Origin of the sequence: Collinsella sp. An268 (assembly GCF_002159765.1) — a bacterium.
In the GTDB taxonomy this organism is placed as follows: Bacteria; Actinomycetota; Coriobacteriia; order Coriobacteriales; family Coriobacteriaceae; genus Coprousia.
This window is the reverse complement of the sequence record NZ_NFJH01000001.1, coordinates 211,804-230,168: the sequence shown is the minus strand read 5'-3', so window position 1 is coordinate 230,168 and position 18,365 is coordinate 211,804. Positions and strand designations below refer to the sequence as shown.

At 68.5% G+C, this 18,365-nt stretch carries 15 protein-coding genes and 1 tRNA gene; 6 read left to right on the top strand and 10 right to left on the bottom strand.

All coding sequences use genetic code 11. The annotated features are described in order from the left end of the window. Positions 1-4: 4 nt before the first annotated feature. The 9 genes from mreD to B5F70_RS01010 form a co-directional block, all read right to left on the bottom strand. Entirely contained in the window at positions 5-559 is a 555-nt protein-coding gene (gene mreD, locus B5F70_RS01050) for a rod shape-determining protein MreD (protein ID WP_087203705.1), read from the bottom strand. A 1-nt stretch (position 560) separates the two neighbouring features. Beyond that, positions 561-1,475, bottom strand: a complete 915-nt coding sequence (gene mreC / locus B5F70_RS01045) for a rod shape-determining protein MreC (protein ID WP_343283711.1) — start codon at positions 1,473-1,475, stop codon at positions 561-563. Between the two features lie 91 nt (positions 1,476-1,566). Continuing rightward, the gene (locus tag B5F70_RS01040) at positions 1,567-2,592 is read right to left on the bottom strand and encodes a rod shape-determining protein (RefSeq protein ID WP_087203870.1); all 1,026 of its coding nucleotides are present in this window, start codon (positions 2,590-2,592) and stop codon (positions 1,567-1,569) included. A gap of 142 nt (positions 2,593-2,734) precedes the next feature. Further along, positions 2,735-4,126, bottom strand: coding sequence for a tetratricopeptide repeat protein (locus B5F70_RS01035; protein WP_087203704.1), 1,392 nt, complete (start codon positions 4,124-4,126; stop codon positions 2,735-2,737). Position 4,127: 1 nt separating this feature from the next. Continuing rightward, positions 4,128-4,682 carry a peptidylprolyl isomerase gene (locus tag B5F70_RS01030; protein WP_087203703.1) on the bottom strand — a complete coding sequence of 185 codons (555 nt, stop codon included), beginning with the start codon at positions 4,680-4,682 and terminating at the stop codon, positions 4,128-4,130. Positions 4,683-4,794: 112 nt separating this feature from the next. Next, the gene (locus B5F70_RS01025; RefSeq protein ID WP_087203702.1) at positions 4,795-5,883 is read right to left on the bottom strand and encodes a zinc ribbon domain-containing protein; all 1,089 of its coding nucleotides are present in this window, start codon (positions 5,881-5,883) and stop codon (positions 4,795-4,797) included. Between the two features lie 30 nt (positions 5,884-5,913). Continuing rightward, entirely contained in the window at positions 5,914-8,595 is a 2,682-nt protein-coding gene (gene acnA / locus B5F70_RS01020; protein ID WP_241145856.1) for an aconitate hydratase AcnA, read from the bottom strand. A 148-nt stretch (positions 8,596-8,743) separates the two neighbouring features. After that, a complete protein-coding gene (locus tag B5F70_RS10715) occupies positions 8,744-8,998 on the bottom strand; it encodes a M15 family metallopeptidase (RefSeq protein WP_087203700.1) in 255 nt (84 codons plus the stop codon). A 32-nt stretch (positions 8,999-9,030) separates the two neighbouring features. Continuing rightward, positions 9,031-11,931, bottom strand: a complete 2,901-nt coding sequence (locus B5F70_RS01010; protein ID WP_087203699.1) for an HAD-IC family P-type ATPase — start codon at positions 11,929-11,931, stop codon at positions 9,031-9,033. Between the two features lie 167 nt (positions 11,932-12,098). Here B5F70_RS01010 and B5F70_RS01005 point away from each other — a divergent pair, with 167 nt between their 5' ends. Then, complete coding sequence (locus tag B5F70_RS01005; RefSeq protein ID WP_087203698.1) at positions 12,099-12,503, top strand: hypothetical protein; 405 nt, start codon at positions 12,099-12,101, stop codon at positions 12,501-12,503. A gap of 85 nt (positions 12,504-12,588) precedes the next feature. Here B5F70_RS01005 and B5F70_RS01000 read toward each other — a convergent pair. Beyond that, positions 12,589-12,662 (bottom strand) — tRNA-Arg (locus B5F70_RS01000). Positions 12,663-12,811: 149 nt separating this feature from the next. Between B5F70_RS01000 and aroF the strand changes: the two genes are divergently transcribed. The 5 genes from aroF to aroC are packed head-to-tail and all read left to right on the top strand — an operon-like array spanning position 12,812 to position 18,364. Further along, entirely contained in the window at positions 12,812-13,837 is a 1,026-nt protein-coding gene (gene aroF, locus B5F70_RS00995) for a 3-deoxy-7-phosphoheptulonate synthase (RefSeq protein WP_087203697.1), read from the top strand. After that, positions 13,837-14,796, top strand: a complete 960-nt coding sequence (locus B5F70_RS00990; protein ID WP_087203696.1) for a prephenate dehydrogenase — start codon at positions 13,837-13,839, stop codon at positions 14,794-14,796. Before aroF ends, B5F70_RS00990 begins: the two co-directional genes overlap by 1 nt. 11 nt (positions 14,797-14,807) lie before the next feature. Then, positions 14,808-15,917: a 3-dehydroquinate synthase gene (gene aroB / locus B5F70_RS00985; RefSeq protein WP_239463027.1), complete on the top strand. Its 1,110-nt coding sequence runs from the start codon at positions 14,808-14,810 to the stop codon at positions 15,915-15,917. Next, complete coding sequence (gene aroA, locus B5F70_RS00980) at positions 15,914-17,236, top strand: 3-phosphoshikimate 1-carboxyvinyltransferase (protein WP_087203694.1); 1,323 nt, start codon at positions 15,914-15,916, stop codon at positions 17,234-17,236. The genes aroB and aroA overlap by 4 nt, the downstream gene beginning before the upstream one ends. A gap of 3 nt (positions 17,237-17,239) precedes the next feature. Beyond that, a complete protein-coding gene (gene aroC, locus B5F70_RS00975; RefSeq protein ID WP_087203693.1) occupies positions 17,240-18,364 on the top strand; it encodes a chorismate synthase in 1,125 nt (374 codons plus the stop codon). Position 18,365: the final 1 nt, after the last annotated feature.

Here is an 18,365-nt window from a genome sequence, read left to right as displayed (position 1 = left end):
GACGTTACCGGATTCCCTTGTAGCGCGTGCCGCGACCGCGAGCGCTGAACCCGCGCCCGGACCCGCCCGCGTTGCCGAGCAGCACGAGGAAGACGGCGCCGGGGACGAGCGAGATGAGGGCGGTCATGAGACCATGGCTGCCGAGCGCGATGAGGATATCGCCCTCGACGCCCACGAGGACGAGGGCGATGCTGTAGACGAGCATCTCGATGACGAGGGCTATGGCAAGAAACTGGAAGCTGCGCCCGGAGAAGCCGCCGCCTAGCCCCGCGCTGAGCCCCGCGACCACGTACGAGCCGATGGCGAGCACCAGGGCCATCAGGCCCACGGGCACCGTCGCGGAAAGATCATAGGCGAGTCCGGCGACGAAACCGGTGATGGCGGCCGCCCCGCTATCGCCCTGCAGGGCGGCTGCGCAGGCAAAGGCAGCCATGAAATTGAGGCATCCGCCGAAAAACGAGATCTGAGACCCCAGGGCGACCTGCAGCACGAAGGCAACGAGGCCGCATATGATGAGGGGGCTGCGCCCCCGACCAGCATCACGATAATCGACCGGCATATCAGCTCTCCCCTCCCTCGGAGCCATCGGTGGCGGACGCATCATCATCTGAGGATGCGGCGGCGTCGCGCGCCTGGCCCTGGGGCGTCGCGTTGGCGGACGCGACGTCCTCATCCGTCGCGACCTGCTCCTCGGTGAGCGAGGTGATGACGAGGACCTCCTCGTTGTTCTCCGTGCGGGACGCAGGGTTGACGATGATGGTGTAGTAGACATCATTCGAGCTCTTCGTCACCGAGGCGACGGTGCCGAGCGGAAGCCCCTTGGGGAAGACGCCGCCGAGGCCCGAGGTGATGATGATGTCGCCCTCCTGCACGTCGGCATCGACGGAAACGTACAGCATGCGCAGGGTGCCGTCGGCCTGACCCTGCACCATACCCTGGGCGCGCGTGTCCTGGATCATGGCAGACACGCCCGACTGCTCGTCGGTGACGAGACGTACCGTTGCCGAGTTGGGGCCGACCTCTATGATCTGACCGATGACCCCCGCCGCGTTGGTGACGGGCATGTTCACCGCGAGGCCGTCGAGCGACCCCTTGTCGATCGTGACCGTATCTGTCCACGCGTCACTCGACTGTCCGACGATGCGGGCCGCCGTGGACTGCAGGTTGTAGGTGGATTGCAGGTCGAGCAGGCCCTGGAGGCGCTCGGCGGTGGCCTCGGCCTCTGAGAGCTCGGCCACCCGGGCCGTCAGCTCCTCGTTGGTGCGCTCGAGCTCCTCAAGCGTCTCGCGCGAAGCGGTGAGGTTGCCCATGACGTTGCCCAGCGCGTTGAAGGGGGCGGAAACCGCGCTCCCCAGAAGGCGCACCGGCGTCGTTATGACCGACACGCCGCCGCGGACGCTGTGGATGGGACCGGTCTCGCCCTCGCGGAGATAGAACGTGAGGAGCAAGAGGGACGCCAAACAGACAACAATCAACGGGCGCAGACCCGTTGATTGCCGTCGAGGATTCAGATTGTTCGCATAGCCCTGATGTCTCGGCAAGAGCTAGGCCCTCCTCAAAACGATGTTACGCGTTGCTCTGCACGAACCCGCCGTCGAAGGCGTTGGCCTCGAGCACGCGCGCGCAGCCGTTGACGACGTTGTCGAGCGCCGTGGGGCTCACGTTGACAGCGACACCCGTCTCATCGCGGAGGCGGACGTCGAGCCCGCGCAGAAGGGCGCCGCCGCCCGTGAGCAGGATGCCGTAGTACATAAGATCCGAGGCGAGATCGGGCGGCGTCGCGTCCAGCGCGTCTTTTACGGCCTTGGTCATCTCGTCGAGCGGCTTCTGGAGCGCGCGGCGGATCTCCTCGCTCTCGATGCGCACGGTCTTGGGCAGGCCCGAGATGACGTCGCGGCCGTTGACCTCCACATCGAGCTCGTCTTTGAGCGGTACGGCAGAGCCGACCTTGATCTTGATGTCCTCGGCGGTGCGCTCGCCGATGGCGAGGTTGTACGCATCGCGCACATGCGTGAGGATCGCCTGGTCGAACTCGTCGCCCGCGGTGCGGATAGAGCGCGACACCACGATGCCTCCCATCGCGATGACGGCGACCTCGGTGGTACCGCCGCCGATGTCGATGACCATGGACCCCGTGGGCTCCTCCACGGGCAGGTCGGCGCCGATGGCGGCTGCCATGGGCTCCTCGATGAGGTAGGCCTGGCGGGCACCGGCGGAGATGGTGGCCTCGAAGACGGCGCGCTTCTCGACCGACGTCACGCCGGAGGGGACGCAGACGACGACGCGCGGGCGCGGCGTCCACGGGTAGCGCTTCTCGCTCGCCTTGTCGATGAAGTAGCGAAGCATCGCCTCGGTCACGTCGAAGTCGGCGATGACGCCGTCTTTCAGGGGGCGCACGGCGACGATGTTGCCGGGCGTGCGACCGAGCATGCGCTTCGCCTCGATGCCCACGGCCAAGATGCGCTCGTCGTTCTTATCGATGGCGACGACGGAGGGCTCGCGGATGACGATGCCCTTGCCGCGCACCGAGACGAGCGTGTTGGCCGTGCCGAGGTCGATCGCGAGGTCGCCGGCATACTGGCCGAATAGCATGTCCGTCAGAGAAAACAAGGTGTCTCCCTTGTCGAAGATGGTAGAGATGCCTGAGCTCCGCGTAAGGGAGCCCTTTCGCTAGTGTAGAGCAAGGGCGCCCGCACGTCCCCGCGCCGGCGCCCATGACTTCAAAATACCCATACTAGGCAGCGGTATTGCTCGCACCCGCATCCGTTGCCGTGTCCGCGGCGTCGCCCGTCGTGCCAGCAGTTGCGCCGTCGGCATCCGTCGAGGCGCCCTCACCGGTCGCACCCGCTTCGTCGGAGGCCGTGAAATCGATCTCGAGCGCGGAGACCGTCCAGCCGATGTAGTTGGACGAGCGGACGAAGCTCGCAGTGTAGGTCTGCACGCCGCCGAGCGAAAGCTCGACCTCGACCTCGGCGGTAGAGGTCGTCATGCTCTGATCCATCGCGGTGATAGTGGGGGTTGCCCCCTCCGGCACCGTGGACTCGATGAGCGAGCGGGCGCTCTCATCGAGGTTCGGCGCCAGGTAGGAGCTGGTATCGCTACCATCGGTAACCGCGTTGAAGAGCCCGGTGAGCGCATCCTGCTGCGAGGGGAATCCCAGACCGCGCGTATAGGCGAATCCGAGGGCACCCGCCGCGATGATGAGGAGGATGAGAATGACGAGGAAGACCTTGAGGCCGGTATGGCGCTTCTTGCGGCGAACCTTCATGTGCTCGCGGTCTTGCTGGATGAGCTCCGACTCGCTCATGGTGAAGAAACCGGTGTCAGACGGATCGGGCATGAAGGCACCGGACTTGCCGAGCGGGTCGAGCGGGTCCACGGGGCCCGGGGCGACCTGGCCGGTGGGCGCCATGGCGCGCTGCGCGCTCAGCGCATCCATCGCATCGAGCGCGTGCTGATAGTCCTGCTGCTGCTCGGGCGTGAGCTGGTAGATGCCGTCAGACGTCGCCTGGTTGAACGCGTCGACCGCGTCTGCCGCGCGGTTCTGGGCGATGAGCGCCTGCCCGAGACCCGCGTTGATGGCGCGCGTGTCGTCGCGCGGCGTAGCGAAGTCGAGGGCCGTGCGATAGGTCTCGACGGCGTCGCCCGGTCGACCGAGCTTGATGAAGCAGCCCGCGAGGTCAGAGAGCGCCTGCGCGGGCGCCGGGTTCGCGGCGTCGATGGCAGCCTGACGGTAGGCCGTTCCCGCCTCTACGATGTTGCCTTGGGCGACAAGGGCGCCGCCAAGGCCCATATAGGCTTTGTACGGTGTGGCGTAGGCGGTATCGCGCACCGCCTCGCGGAAGCTGTCAGCGGCGCGCGCGTAATCTCCCGCGGCGGCGTAGGCCTTACCGAGGTTGGTGTGCAGGGCGCCGCGCTTGCCATAGGACGTATCGGCAAGGGCGAGCTCGTAGGCTCGTGCGGCGTCTGCCCACAGACCGAGCTTCATCAGAGAGTTGCCGCGCAGGTGATCGACCTCTCCGGCGATCTCGGTCGCATCCTTCGCCGCCGCGAACATCTGAGCGGCACCGGAGAAGTCACCGGCGCGGTACGCCGCGCGCGCCTGCTCGAGATACTGTGCATTCATGCTACTCACCCCTGGATTCATGGACGATCTGGATGTGGACGATCTCATCGCCGGCGCGCAGCGCGCGCTCGACCTCGAGGCCCTCGATCGTGGTGCCGAACACGGTGTAGCCCGCATCGAGGTTGTGCTGGGGGCCGAGGCAGAAATAGAACTGCGAGCCGGCGGAATCGGGATGCTGCGAGCGCGCCATGGCGAGCGCGCCGTCGACGTGGCTGTTGCGCGGGTTGGTGGCGAACTCCGCCTTGATGCGGTACCCCGGGCCGCCCGTACCGGGCCGACCGTCGGGGCCCACCTTGCCGGCGGCCACGTCCTCGCGCGACATGTCGCGCGTGTTGGGGCATCCGCCCTGGATGACGAAGCCGGGCACGTAGCGGTGGAACTTCAGCCCATCGTAAAAGCCGGCCTCGGCAAGCTCGCAGAAGTTTGCGACGTGCAGGGGCGCGCCGGCGCCATCGAGCTTGACGCGAATCGTGCCCTGGGAGGTCTCGATCACGGCCTCCTCATCGCCCACGACCTGATACGAGGGCGTATAGAGATCTGGCATAAAACCGAACATGCGCGATCCTTCCTCAACAACATTCGGAACCCTGCTATTTTACCAAGATTACGAGTCCTGAACCATGAGACGCGCGCCAAGCGGTCGGCAGGCCGCGTCCACGGGCGCGCTGCTACTCGCGCGTCGGCCGCCACGCGCTGTAGTTTGCCTCAAACTGAACGAGGTCCTCGTTCTGCCCCTGGGCGTTGAGCGCGTCGCGAAGCGGCTGCGTTATCTCGTCGCGATGGCTGCTCACGCTCTCGCCCTCGGGGACCGCGAGCGAGATGTCCCATGATGCGCAGAGCACGTCGACGCGGTTGTACATCCACGTTGCGAGCTGGCGGATATGGTCGAGGTCCTCGGCGTACGGGGAATCCTGCTCGAGCTTGACCTCGTCGATGGCATCGATGGTGGCCTGGACCGCGTCGCGCAGGGTATAGGCGCCCTCGGATGCGGATTGGCGGGCGCTGAGATCGGAGAGCAAGAAGCCGCCGTTGTACTCGTCGACGACCGTCGAGAGGGGGTCCTGGTAGGCGCCGACCTCATCGTAGAGCGCCGTCAGCCTCTCGTATGCGGCATCCCCGGTAAGGACGGTGGTGTCGCTCACCTCGGGCACGGAAGCGTCATCGGAGGAATCCTCCTCCGGCGCCTCGACCTCCTGCGTGCCCTGGCGCGAGGGAAACATCTCGGCGGCCTGGCGCTCGACCTCGGCGTAGATCCCGGGCATGATGCCGAAGGGGTCCGCCACCACGACGTAGGCGCAGGCACCGACAAGGAGGATCGCCATGAGCGCGGCGGCGATCTTGCCCACCGGGTGCTTCTTGCGATGGTAGGGGTCCTCCCCCCCGCGCGCCGGCTTCTCATCCGCCGCATCGGGGATGGTGAGCACATGGGTGGCGGAGGGGTCGAGGCTCACGTCGAGGACCTCGGCGGCCGTTGGTCCCGCGGCGCGGGTGCGCACGGCGTCGTCGGTGAGCTTGGGGAAGCTCGCCGTTCGCCCCGCGGCGAGATCGGTCGCGGAGGCCTCCGTCGAGAGGATGCCCGGAGCGGGGCGGCCGCACTTAGGACAAGTGCGGTCCTTGGCGGACAGGCGCGCGCCGCAACCCTCGCAGAATATGAACTCGCGCGACGATGCGGCGGCAGAGGACCCGAGATAGGCGCTGCAGTGCGGGCAGACGGTCGCGTCGGCGGGAACGGTCTTATGGCATTGCGGGCAGATCAACGGATCCTCTCTTCCGGGTTGGCGCGCCCCCTAAGCGAGCACGTTATCGAGTACAAAGGGCAGGATACCACCTGCGGCGAGATAGGCGCCCTCTGCCGGCGTATCCACACGAACGTCTACCAAAAAGTCCACGCGGCGCCCATCGGGCCCGCACGCGACCACCCGCGTCTCAACCGGTCGTTGACCCAGGGAGCAGAGGTCGATGGGCTCGATGCTAAACGACTCGTCGCCCACAAGCCCGAGCGCCGGCGCCGTGTCACCGGGCTTGAAGGCGAGCGGAACGATGCCCATGCCGATCAGGTTGGAACGGTGGATGCGCTCGAAGCTCTCGGCGATGACGGCGCGCACGCCCAGGAGCTGGGGGCCCTTCGCGGCCCAGTCGCGCGAGGAGCCCGAGCCGTACATCTTGCCGGCGAGCACGATGAGCGGGATGCCCGCATCGCGCGCGGACATCGCCGCATCGAAGACCGAGGTGATATCGCCCGTCACCGGATCGAGCGTCCAGCCGCCGCGCCTTCCGGCGGCAAGACGGTTGTCGAGGCGCACGTTGGCGAAGGTACCGCGCATCATGACCTCATGGTTGCCGCGCCTCGCGCCGAACGAGTTGAACGATGCGTCGTCCACTCCGTTCTCCCTCAGGTAGCGCGCCGCCGGCCCGTCCGGAGCGATGGCTCCGGCGGGCGAGATGTGATCGGTCGTCACGAAGTCCCCGAGATACACCAGGGCCCGCGCACCTTCGACGGAGAAGACGGGGTCCGCGCGCCGCCCATCGAGAAACGTCGGCCGCCGCACGTAGGTCGACGCCGGGTCCCAGCGATACGCCGCCCCCTCTGGGGCGGCGAGCGCTTGCCAACGAGAGGAGCCGCACATGGGCTCCCGAGCGGTGCGCGCGTAGACGTCTGCAAGGTCGGCGCGCGCCAAGGCGTCTACCACCTCCTCGTCGGAGGGCAGAAGATCGCTGAGGTACACGGGTCCGGTAGCGCCGTCGCACAGGGCCTGCCGCGAGAGGTCGATATCCATCGTGCCGGCGAGTGCGTAGGCGATGACGAGGGCGGGCGCGCAGAGGTAGTTCTGGGCGACGTGCGGCGAGATGCGCCCCTCGAAGTTGCGGTTGCCCGAAAGCACGCTCGTGAGCTCGCACTCCCCCGCTATGGCCTCCATACCGGGGAAGACGGGGCCGGAGTTGCCGATGCAGCTCATGCAACCCCACCCGCACACGGCGAAACCGAGCTCCGCGAGCGGTTCGATGAGCCCCAATCGGGCGAGGAGCGCCGTCGTTGCATGCGAGCCCGGCGCGAAGACCGTCTTGACCCAGGGAGGAACCGTGCACCCGAGATCTGCGGCGCGCCGCGCGACCAGCCCGGCGGCGACCATCATGGCCGGGTCGGTTGCCGTCGTGCAGCTCGTGACCGCAGCGATGGCGATGGCGCCGTGGCGCACCTCGCACGGCATGCCGTCGAGAGAAGTGATGAAGGCCGCCCCCGGCTCGCGCCCGGCGTCTGCGAGCGCCCCGCGAAACCGCTCCCGCAACCGGGAGATCGGCACACGGTCGTGCGGGCGCGACGGGCCGGCGAGCGAGGGTTCGACCCCGCTCAGGTCGATCTCGATGATTCGCTGGTACACGATGCCGTCGTCTGCGTCGAGCATGCCCTGGGCGGCAAGGTAGGCTCGCACGAGCTCTACCTCCTCCGGGCTCCTGCCGAAGCACTCGAGCTGCGCAAACGTGGCGTCGTCAGCGGGGAAGAACGTGGCGGTGGCACCATATTCGGGCGTCATGTTGGCGATCGTCGTGCGCTGCGTCACGCTGAGGGTCTCCGCGCCCGGTCCGGTTACCTCCAGGAGGCATCCGACGACGCCTTCCTTGCGCAGGCGCTCGGCAAAGGCGAGGGCGACGTCCATACCGCTCGTCCCGGAGCGAAGCGCGCCCGTCAGCCGCACCCCCACCACAGGGGGCACCGTCATCGTGACGGGCTGCCCGAGCGCTGCCGCCTCTGCCTCGATGCCGCCGACGCCCCACCCGAGCACGCCGAGACCGTTGGCGGTAGGGGTGTGCGAGTCAGTGCCCACGAGCGTGTCGAAGTATACGAGCGGCGCGCTGGCGTCGGCGGCGTCCGTCCATGCAACGCGGCAGAAGCGCTCGACATTCAGCTGATGGCAGATGCCCACGCCCGGCGGCACGATCTCGACGTTGTCGAAGCTCTCGGCAGCCCACTTGAGAAAGGCGAACCGCTCGGCGTTGCGCTCTGCCTCGATCCGGGCGTTCTCTTGCGCGGCCTCGGGGCAGCTCACCACATCGGCCGTGACGGAATGGTCGATAACGAGCGTGCAGGGTATGAGCGGGTTCACCTTCGCGGGATCCTCCCCGCGCTCGGCGGCGGCGTCGCGCATGGCCGCGAAGTCGCAGAACACCGGGACACCGGTGAAGTCCTGAAAGAGCACGCGCGCCGGCATGAATTCGATCTCGGCGCCCGCCCGGCCCGCAAGGCCCGCCTCGATAACCGTCTGCGCGCGCCTGCGCGCTTCATCTTCGCTCGGCGCGCGGCGGATGACGTTCTCTAGCAGAATCTTGAGGCAGACGGGCAGCCGCCGCGACTCGGGAAGGGCATCGAGCGAAGCATAGCGGAACGAGCGTCCACCCACGGTGAGGGTGCGCTCAAAGGGGAGGTGCGAGGCGATGGGCTCCATGGGGACTCCAGTCGTCGGGACGAACATGGTCCCTCCATCCTACCCCGTCGTGCGGACACGCCGCCCGGCGAGTCCAAGATGGCAGATCCGTAACACGTCCTTACCGCTTCCTTATGAAATATTCCGTTGCAAGATACGACTCCCTACGGGAGGAGGCGCCCGCTCCCCTTCCCGCCTACGGGGCCACGCCCACATTGGCGGCCAGCGTGAACCGCCCGGTATAGCTGTCGTCCACACCAGAGGCGCTCGCGAGATCGTTGAAGTGCCACCACTCCGAGGCAAGCGGTGTGAGCCCCGCATCGGTGGCATAGCTTTGGAGCAGACGGGCGGCTTCGTTCATACCCACCGCCGCGGGCACCTGTCGCCATGCCGCATCGCTCATAATGCTCACCGGCCGCGAGAGCGCCGCGGCGGCTGAGTCCGGCGGCACGCTCGGTTACCTGCGCCGTACGGGCATCCCGCTCAGCGCTTTTTGCGCGCCGGCATAGTGATGTGGATGCCGTGAGATGACTTGGTGACCGACGAGAAGCCCGACTTGGTGTGCTTCGCCGTCTTGCGCGGCCTGGAGGATGCCGCGCCGGCCTCCTGTCCCCCATGGTCCGAAGCATCGCTCGAAATCATGTGCTCGCGCTTCCCGTCCGCCCCCTCGGCGCCATCCGCCTGCTCGGCGACTCGAGAACGATGGGGCGCAACCGCGCCGACGGGAAGCTTGGGCGCCGAGCCCTCCGCGCGGAACGCATGGTCTGCCGCAGCGGCATCTTCGTGCCGATGTTCCGTGACATATCGGTTGAATCGGTCGCGCGAGCGCCACCAGAAGCGACGGAGCGCCGAGCGCGTCGAGCGCACGCTCCGCATGCCCGAGCGGCCCATCTTCACCTGGACACCGCGCCCGAAACCCGATGCGGAGTGCGTACGCCTCGGCTGGAGCCGGTCCATCGCCCGCGCGAGCGCAAAGAAGAGCGCGCAGGAGAGGAGGCTCACCACGACGAGCTCGACAGCCATTCCCAGCGAGAGCCGCGCGATGGAGAAGAAATCGGCGAAGCCGAGGATGCCGACAGCGAGTCCCACGACGATCGAGATAAAAAGTGCGATGCGCAGGGGCGTGAACGGCCAGGAGATGCGGGCGATAAGACAGCAGCCGACCGCGCTCGTCGTGACGAGGCACATGGTGGAGAGCGTGGCGGCGGAAAGCTCGGCGAACGAGCAGAGCGCCATGTTGAGGCAGGCGCCTACAAGCACGCCGAGCGCCGCCGGCAGCGCCCGCTTAACGACGTTGGTGAGGAAAATCCCCTCCACACGGGCGCGATTCGCCTCAAGGCCGAGCACAAAGCCGGGGTAACCGATGCAGAAGAAATTGATGAGGGTCATCTGAATGGGCTGGAAGGGATAGGGCGGAAACGCGATGCAGATGGCGGCGAGCCCCATGGAGAAGAGCGTCTTGGTCAGGAAGAGGGCGGCCGAGCGCTGGAGGTTGTTGATGGAGCGCCGGCCCTCGGCGACCACGGCGGGCATGGCCGCGAAGTCGTTCTCCACGAGCACGATCTCGGCCACGTTGCGGGCCGCGTCCGATCCCGCCGCCATGGCCACCGAGCAGTCGGCCTCCTTGAGGGCGAGGACGTCGTTCACGCCGTCTCCCGTCATGGCGACGGTGTGCCCGCGGCGCTGGAGGGCCTGGACGAGCTCGCGCTTCTGCATGGGGGTCACGCGGCCGAAGACATGGTAGCGATCGACGGCGGCGTCCACCTTCGCGGGCGTGTCGAGCGTGGTGGCGTCCACGTACGCCCCGGCGTCCGGGATGCCCACCACCTGCGCGATCGAAGAGACGGTCCGCGGGTCGTCGCCGGAGATGACGTTCAGGGTCACGCCCTGCTCGACGAAGTAGCCGATGGTCTCGGCCGCCGAGGCGCGGATCTCGTCGCGGATGGTCACGAGCCCCAGGGGCGTCGCGCGGCCGCGCATGTCGCCGTCGGCGTCGAAGCCCTCCACCGCCGCGACGACGAGCACGCGGCACGTCGAGGCGAGGCGCGACACCTCGGCGGAGATCTCGGCGTAGGCGTCGGGCGCAAGAACGAACTGCGCGGCACCCATGACAAAGGACCCGCAGGTGAAGGACGCGCCGCTCCATTTCTTGGCGGACGAGAACGGGATGGCGCGGACGAGCTCGGCCTCGGGCACGGCGTTCTCGGGGAGCGCGTAATACGCGAGGAGCGCCTTCGCCGTCTCGTTGGCATCTTCTGCCGAGGCGCGCGCGATGTTGGCGAGCGCGAAGTCGAGGGCGGGCACCGTGTCGGGAACGCCGCGGAGCGCCTCGCCGGGGCCCGCGGCGACCGCCAGGGGGTAGGTCCCCTCCACCTCCATGCGCCCCGAGGTGATCGTGCCGGTCTTGTCGAGGCAGAGCACGTCTACCCGCGCAAGGGTCTCGATGCAGTAGAGCTGCTGGGCGAGCACCTTGCGCCGCGCCAGGCGTATCGTCGCGATCGCGAGCACCGAGGAGGTGAGCAGCACGAGCCCCTGCGGGATCATGCCGAGGAGCGCTCCGACCGTGGAGAGGACGGCGGCGCTCACCTGCGCGCCGGAAACCTCCGCCGCAAGGAGCCAGTCGACAAAGCCGGTCGACGACGCGCCCGATGCCGCGGCCCACGCCTCGAAGCTCTCGCGCACGCTCGCGTAGAACAGGGCGAGCCCCAGGGGGACCATGATGACGCTCGCGAAGCGCACGATCGCGTTCAGGGCGCGCATGATCTCGGAATTGACCTTCTTGACGTACTTCGCCTCGTTGTTGATGCGCGAGACGTAGTTGTCGGCGCCGACGTGGACGACGCGCGCGTACACGAGCCCGGAGTCGAGGAAGCTCCCGCTCATGAGCATGGCGCCCGGGTCCTTGCGTATGAGGTCGCTCTCCCCGGTGAGCAGGCTCTCGTTCACCTGGGCCGAGCCCTTTATGACGACGGCGTCGGCCGGGATCTGATCGCCGCGGCCGATCTTCACGATGTCGTCGAGGACGATCTCCTCGAGATCGAGCTCGACCTCCTCGCCGTCGCGGACGACGCGGGCCTTCTTGGTGGCGAGCAGCGTGAGCTTGTCGACCATGCGCTTGGAGCGCAGCGCCTGCACGATGCCGATACCGGTGTTCAGCACGACGATCGCGAGGAACGAGAGGTTCTTCCACGAGCCGGCGGCGATGACGAGCGCGGCGAGCACCACGTTGATGAGGTTGAAAAGGGTGCAGAGGTTCTCGATGACGAGCTCGCGGACGCTCTTGGTCTTGAGCTCCATGTTGAGGTTGACCTGACCGCGCTCGACGCGCTCGGCGACCTCGGCCGCGGACAGGCCCGTTATGGGCGTTGCGTGTTCTTGGGGCATACCGGCTCCTCGGAATAGACTCGGGTTCTCGTATACCCAAATGTGCGCAGGGGGTCGGCGGGATTTTTCCGCCTGCCGCACCCGGCCCGCGCCGCATGCGGACGCAACGCGCGCGTATCATGGGGTACTATCAAGAAATGCATGAACCGCGACGTTCAGGGAGAACCATGGAACGCTACATCATCACCGATGCCGGCAGCGCGGCGCGCGACAACATGATGCGCGGCATCGATTGGCTGATCGCGCACGGCGGCGGCACGGTCGCCTCGGATTCCCGCGAGGTCATCCAGCGCATGCTCGGGTTCGAGACGGGGGCGGACGTGGACGCCTTCTTTCACCGCTTCAGGGACCAGAAGGTCAAGTTCGGCCATATGCGCCGCGGCCTCCCCTTCAAGGGAAACGTGGTCGCCGCGTTCACCTCGGACGGCATCCTGCGCATGCTCGACAACCGTCCGGGGATCGAGCGCCTGCTCGTCCTGGAGGGCAGCGACCGCGACACGCGCTGGTGGATCGGCCGCAGGCGCCCCGAGGAGCTGCCCGGCGCCGAGCCCGTCGGGGCCGACCGGTCCTAGCGGCCATCGCCAGAGCGCATGCTGCCGCGAGGCGGCAAAAAGGGCCCTGCGTCGCGTGAGACGCAGGGCCCGTACCGTTTGGGGGTGTCCCGTGCAGGATTCGAACCTGTGGCCTTCTGCTCCGGAGGCAGACGCTCTATCCAGCTGAGCTAACGGGACAAGCTGCAAGCCATTATACCCAAATCCCCGCCGCGCGCCAGCGCTGATCGAAGAGAGCGCCGCGCCCGAGTTAATTCTCTATGTACGCACAGGAAGACGCGGTACTATGTACCAACGATTCCGCACGGAGCCAGACCGCAGGGAGCCCTATGATTGCCATTTTGAAGAAAGATGCCGACGGCAGCGCCGTCGCCCAGCTCGTGTCGTGGATCGAGAAGAAGGGCCTTGCGGCGCACGTCAGCCACGGCGAGAACGAGACGATCATCGGCCTTGTGGGCGACACCACGAGAATCGACCCGTTCCTCTTGGAGTCGATGGATATCGTCCAGCGCGTCCAGCGCGTGTCCGAGCCGTTCAAGAAGGCGAACCGCAAGTTCCATCCCGCCGACTCGGTCATCGACTGCGGGGGCGTTCCCCTCGGCGGCGGCAACTTCCAGGTCATCGCCGGGCCGTGCTCGGTGGAGGGCGACAACCTCATCCGCATCGCCCGCCGCGTAAAGGAGGCCGGGGCGACCATGCTGCGCGGCGGCGCGTACAAGCCGCGCACCTCCCCTTACGCCTACCAGGGGATGGGCCCCGCCGGGCTCGACGCGCTGCTCGAGGCCCGCGCCGAGACGGGCCTCCCCCTCGTGACCGAGATCATGGACCCGCGCGATATCGACGAGTTCCTCTCGCGCGGCATCGACGTCATGCAGATCGGCGCGCGCAACGCGCAGAACTTCCCGCTGCTCAAGGAGGTGGGCAAGGCGAGGGTCCCGGTGCTTCTCAAGCGCGGGCTCGCCGGGACCATCGACGAGCTGCTGATGGCGGCCGAATACATCATGAGCGAGGGCAACGACAACGTGATCCTCTGCGAGCGCGGCATCCGCACCTTTGAGACGCGCACGCGCAACACCTTCGATCTGAACGCCGTCCCCGTCCTGCACGAGCTCTCCCACCTCCCCGTCGTGGCCGACCCGAGCCACGCCACGGGACACACCCGCTACGTCGGGCCCATGGCGCTCGCCGCCGTTGCGGCCGGCGCCGACGGCCTGGAGGTCGAAGTGCACGACGACCCCGCGCACGCCTGGTCGGACGGCGCCCAGGCCCTCACGCCCGATATGTTCTGCGACCTCATGGCGCGCATCCGCATCGTCCGCGAGGCCGTCTCGGCAGACGCGGTCGGGGAATCATGATGGACGGGCGTGCTTCGCTGCGCGGCACGGCGCCCGCCGGGGCGTGCGACCGCTGCCGACCGACCGTGGGCATCGTCGGGCTCGGCCTCATCGGCGGCAGCTTCGCGCGGGCCTATGCGGCGCAGGGCTGGCGCGTGCGCGCGACCGATATCGATCAGGCCACCTTGGACGCGGCGCGCATCGAGGTGGTCGAGGGCGAGCTCGACGACGCCGCGATCGCCCGATGCGACCTCATCGTGCTCGCCGCCTACCCCGATGCCTGCGTGTCCTGGCTCGAGGCGCACGCCGGGGCGCTCTCCCGCGCGGCGCGGGAGGCCCGCGAGGCCGACCCGACCCTTCCGGCCTGCGTCGCGGGGCCGCTCGTCATCGACACCGCGGGCGTCAAGGAGGCGGTGTGCGAGCGCGCCTTCCGGCTCGCGCGCGCGGAGGGCTTCGCCTTTTTGGGGACGCACCCCATGGCCGGCACCGAGATGTCGGGCTTCGCCTACGCGCGCGCGGACCTGTTCGCGGGCGCCCCGATGGTGCTCGTGCCGCCCGCGCTCGACGATATCGCGCGGCTGATGCTGTTGGACCGGGCCCTCGAGCTGCTGAGGCCCGCGGGTTTCGGCAGCTTCAGCGTGACGACCCCCGCCGACCACGACCGGGTCATCTCCTTCACGAGCCAGCTCGCGCACGTGGTGTCCAACGCCTACGTGAAGAGCCCGACCGCGCAGGAGCACCACGGCTTTTCCGCCGGCAGCTACCGCGACCTCACGCGCGTGGCCCATCTGAACGCGCGCATGTGGTCCGAGCTCATGATCGACAACGCGAGCAACCTATCGCAGGAGATAACACATCTGATCTGCGCGCTCAGCGCCTATCGCGACGCCCTCGAGGATCGGGACAACGAGCGCCTGCGGGCGCTTCTCGCCGAGGGCGACCGCATCAAGCGCGCGCTCGATGACACCCGAAGGGACTGATTGCCGTGGATATGCTGACCGTCGACGTACCCGTCGAGAACCCCTATCGCGTGCACATCGGCACGCGCCTTCTGGAGCGGACGGGCGCCCTCGTGCGCCCGCTTGTCGGCGGCGGGCGTGCCGCCATCGTCACCGACTCCCACGTCGGCCCCCTCTATGCCCAGATCGTGGAGCAGAGCCTGGCCGATGCAGGCTTTGCGACCACGACCTTCACCTTTGAGGCCGGCGAGGAGCGAAAGACGCTCGACACCTACGGGGCGATCCTGCGCCACCTTGCGGACCATCAACTCGATCGCGGGGATGTCGTCGTCGCGCTCGGCGGCGGCGTCACGGGCGACATGGCGGGCTTCGCGGCGGCGACCTATCTGCGCGGCATCGCCTACGTCCAGGTCCCCACGAGCCTTCTCGCGATGGTCGACTCGTCGGTGGGCGGAAAGTGCGCCGTCGACCTTCCCCAGGGCAAAAACCTCGCGGGCGCCTTCTGGCAGCCCCGGGCGGTGATCGCCGACGTCGGCTGCCTGGGCACCCTTTCGCCCGAGCAGCTGTCCGACGGCTGCGGCGAGGTCATCAAGCACGCCGTCATCGCCGACGCGGCGCTGCTCGCCGCGCTCGAGGAGCACCCCATCACCGTCGACGCCCTCGCGCGCGACCTCCCGCTCGTGGCGGCCATCGTCGCGCGCAACGTCGAGATCAAGCGCGACGTCGTCATCCAGGACGAGCGCGAGGCGGGCGTGCGCAAGCTTTTGAACTTCGGCCACAGCATCGGCCATGCCATCGAGGCGCGCTCGCGCTTCGCACTCGGGCACGGCACATCGGTCGCCATGGGCATGGTCGCCATCACGCGCGCGACCGCCAAGGTTGCGGACGCCCCCGCCGACCTTCGGGGCCTCGCCGAGCGCATCGCGGCGGTCTGCGCCGCACACGGCCTCGAGAGCGCGTGCCCCTTCGCGGCGGAGGAGCTGATCGAGGCCGCCCGGCACGACAAGAAGCGCCACGGAGACGCCATCGACCTCGTGCTGCCCCTGGGCGTCGCCTCGTGCACCATCCAGACGGTGACCCTCGACCAGTTCTTCGACCTGATTCGAGCCGGACTTTCGAATAAGGAGCTGACCCAAGCGTGATTGCCACCATCGAGCCCCGCGCCCTCGCCGGCGAGGTGCGCGCCATCTCCTCCAAGTCGGTCGCGCACCGCCTCATCATCGCCGCCGCCCTCGCCAACGGCCAGACCGAGCTTGACTGCGCGACGACCTGCGACGACATCGACGCCACGGTGCGGTGCCTCACGGCACTCGGCGCCCGCATCGTAAGAACGGATGCCGGTTACCGCATCTTCCCCATCCCCAAGAGCCGCGAGAAGGGCATCCTCGCCGCGCTCAAGGGGGCGGTGCTTGATTGCGGCGAGTCCGGCTCGACCCTGCGCTTCATGCTGCCGGTCGCCTGCGCCCTCGGCGCCGACGCAGCGTTCACCGGGTCGGAGCGGCTCGGGCAGCGGCCGTTGGGGGAGCTGGCGGCAGAGATCGTCGCCGCGGGATGCGACATCACCGGGCTGGGGGCGTTTCCGCTCGCGACGTCCGGCAGGATGCGCCCGGGGCGCTTCATCCTGCCCGGCGACGTGAGCTCGCAGTACATCTCGGGCATCCTGCTCGCCGCCCCGCTTCTGCCCGGGCCCGTGGAGATCCTGGTGCGCGGGCGCATCGAGAGCCAGCCCTACGTCTCCCTCACGGTGCGCGCCCTTGAGGCCTTCGGCGTCTCCGTGCGCACGAGAACCTTCGTCGGCGCCACGGCCGAGGAGCCGCAGACCCTGTTTATCGTCGAAGGGGAAGGCTACCGCACCCCGGGCTCCCTCGCGGTCGAGGGGGACTGGTCGAACGCCGCCTTCTGGCTCTGCGCCGGCGCCCTCGGCACCGCCCCCCTCACGGTCACGGGCATATCCCCCCAATCGGTCCAGGGCGATCGGGCCGTCACCGCGGCGCTCGTGCTCTTCGGCGCGAAGATCATGCGCGGGTCGGGCTCCATCACCGTCCGCCCCGACCGCTTGCGCGGCATCCGCCTCTCGGCCAAGGACATCCCCGACCTCGTCCCGGTGATCTCGGTCGTCGCCGCCTGCGCCGAGGGCGAGACGGTCATCGAGGACTGCGCGCGCCTGCGCATGAAGGAATCGGACCGCCTGGCCACGACGACCGAGATGCTCCGCGCGCTCGGGGCGGACGTGCACATCGAGGGGGAGTCCCTCGTCATCGCGGGCAGGCCCGCGCTCACGGGCGGCACGGTGCGGGCGCACAACGATCACCGCATCGCCATGAGCGCGGCGGTGGCCGCGATCCGCGCGCAGGGCCCCGTCGCCATCGAGGGCGCGGAGGCCGTGGCCAAGTCGTACCCGGCGTTTTTCGAGCACTATCGGGCGCTCGGCGGAAGCGTCATTTGCAAGGAGGCGATCTGACCCGTGTCTTCGACGGTCGGCAACATCCTCAAGCTCTCGATCTTCGGCGAGTCCCACTCCCCCGCCATCGGCTGCGTCCTCGACGGTCTGCCGGCGGGGATCCCGGTGGATATGCGCGCGCTCCAGGCGTTTTTAGAGCGGCGCGCGCCCGGACGCTCCCGCATCGCCACGCCCCGGCGCGAGGCCGACGCCCCGGAGATCCTTTCCGGTCTGCACGGGGGCGTGACCGACGGCGCGCCCTTCGCCGCACTCATACGCAATGCCAACACCCGCAGCGGAGACTACGACGGCCTGCGCTCCGTCCCCCGCCCCGGGCACGCCGACTATCCCGCGCGTGTGAGATTCGGTAACTGGCACGACGTGGCGGGCGGTGGCCATTTCTCCGGCAGGCTCACCGCACCGCTGTGCGTCGCCGGCGGCATCGCGCTGCAGGCGCTCGAGCGCGCGGACGTGACGATCGCCGCCCACATAGCGAGCCTGGGCCCGGCGGGCATCGCCGACGAGGGCCTGAGCGAGCTCGAGCTCGATGAGGCGCAGATCGCGCGCCTGCGCACCCGCCCCTTCCCCACCATCTCGGCCGACGCCGGGTCCCAGATGACCCAGGCCATCCTCGATGCCCGGGAAGCGGGCGACAGCATCGGCGGCGTCATCGAGTGCGCCGCCTACGGCGTGCCGGCGGGCGTCGGCGACCCCATGTTCGACGGGATGGAGAACCGGATCGCCCGCCTGGCATTCGGGGTGCCCGCCGTGAAGGGGGTCGACTTCGGCGCCGGTTTTGCCGTGGCCTACCTCACGGGCAGCGAGAACAACGACCCGTACCGCTTCGAAAACGGCGTCGTGCGCACCGAGACCAACAACGCCGGCGGCATCCTCGGGGGCATCACCACGGGCATGCCGCTCATCTGGCAGATGGCCGTGAAGCCCACCCCCTCGATCGCGCGGGCGCAGAGAAGCGTGAACCTCGATACGGGAGAGGACGCCGAGCTCGTCGTGCGCGGCCGCCACGATCCCAGCATCGTGCCACGCGCCGTCCCCGTGGCCGAGGCCGTCTGCGCCCTCGCGCTCCTGGACGCCCTCCTCGAAGCCGGGCGCTACCCCGCCCCCCGACCCCGCCCCCGACGAGCATAAG

Bases quoted from the DNA above. Each gene is read 5' to 3' on its own strand.
- B5F70_RS01005 (WP_087203698.1), top strand. From the start codon at position 12,099: ATGGAACGCTACATCATCACCGATGCCGGCAGCGCGGCGCGCGACAAC.
- B5F70_RS01030 (WP_087203703.1), bottom strand. From the start codon at position 4,682: ATGTTCGGTTTTATGCCAGATCTCTATACGCCCTCGTATCAGGTCGTG.
- aroB (WP_239463027.1), top strand. From the start codon at position 14,808: ATGCTGACCGTCGACGTACCCGTCGAGAACCCCTATCGCGTGCACATC.
- aroF (WP_087203697.1), top strand. From the start codon at position 12,812: ATGATTGCCATTTTGAAGAAAGATGCCGACGGCAGCGCCGTCGCCCAG.
- B5F70_RS00990 (WP_087203696.1), top strand. From the start codon at position 13,837: ATGGACGGGCGTGCTTCGCTGCGCGGCACGGCGCCCGCCGGGGCGTGC.
- mreD (WP_087203705.1), bottom strand. From the start codon at position 559: ATGCCGGTCGATTATCGTGATGCTGGTCGGGGGCGCAGCCCCCTCATC.
- acnA (WP_241145856.1), bottom strand. From the start codon at position 8,595: ATGTTCGTCCCGACGACTGGAGTCCCCATGGAGCCCATCGCCTCGCAC.
- B5F70_RS01035 (WP_087203704.1), bottom strand. From the start codon at position 4,126: ATGAATGCACAGTATCTCGAGCAGGCGCGCGCGGCGTACCGCGCCGGT.
- B5F70_RS01040 (WP_087203870.1), bottom strand. From the start codon at position 2,592: ATGCTATTCGGCCAGTATGCCGGCGACCTCGCGATCGACCTCGGCACG.
- B5F70_RS01010 (WP_087203699.1), bottom strand. From the start codon at position 11,931: ATGCCCCAAGAACACGCAACGCCCATAACGGGCCTGTCCGCGGCCGAG.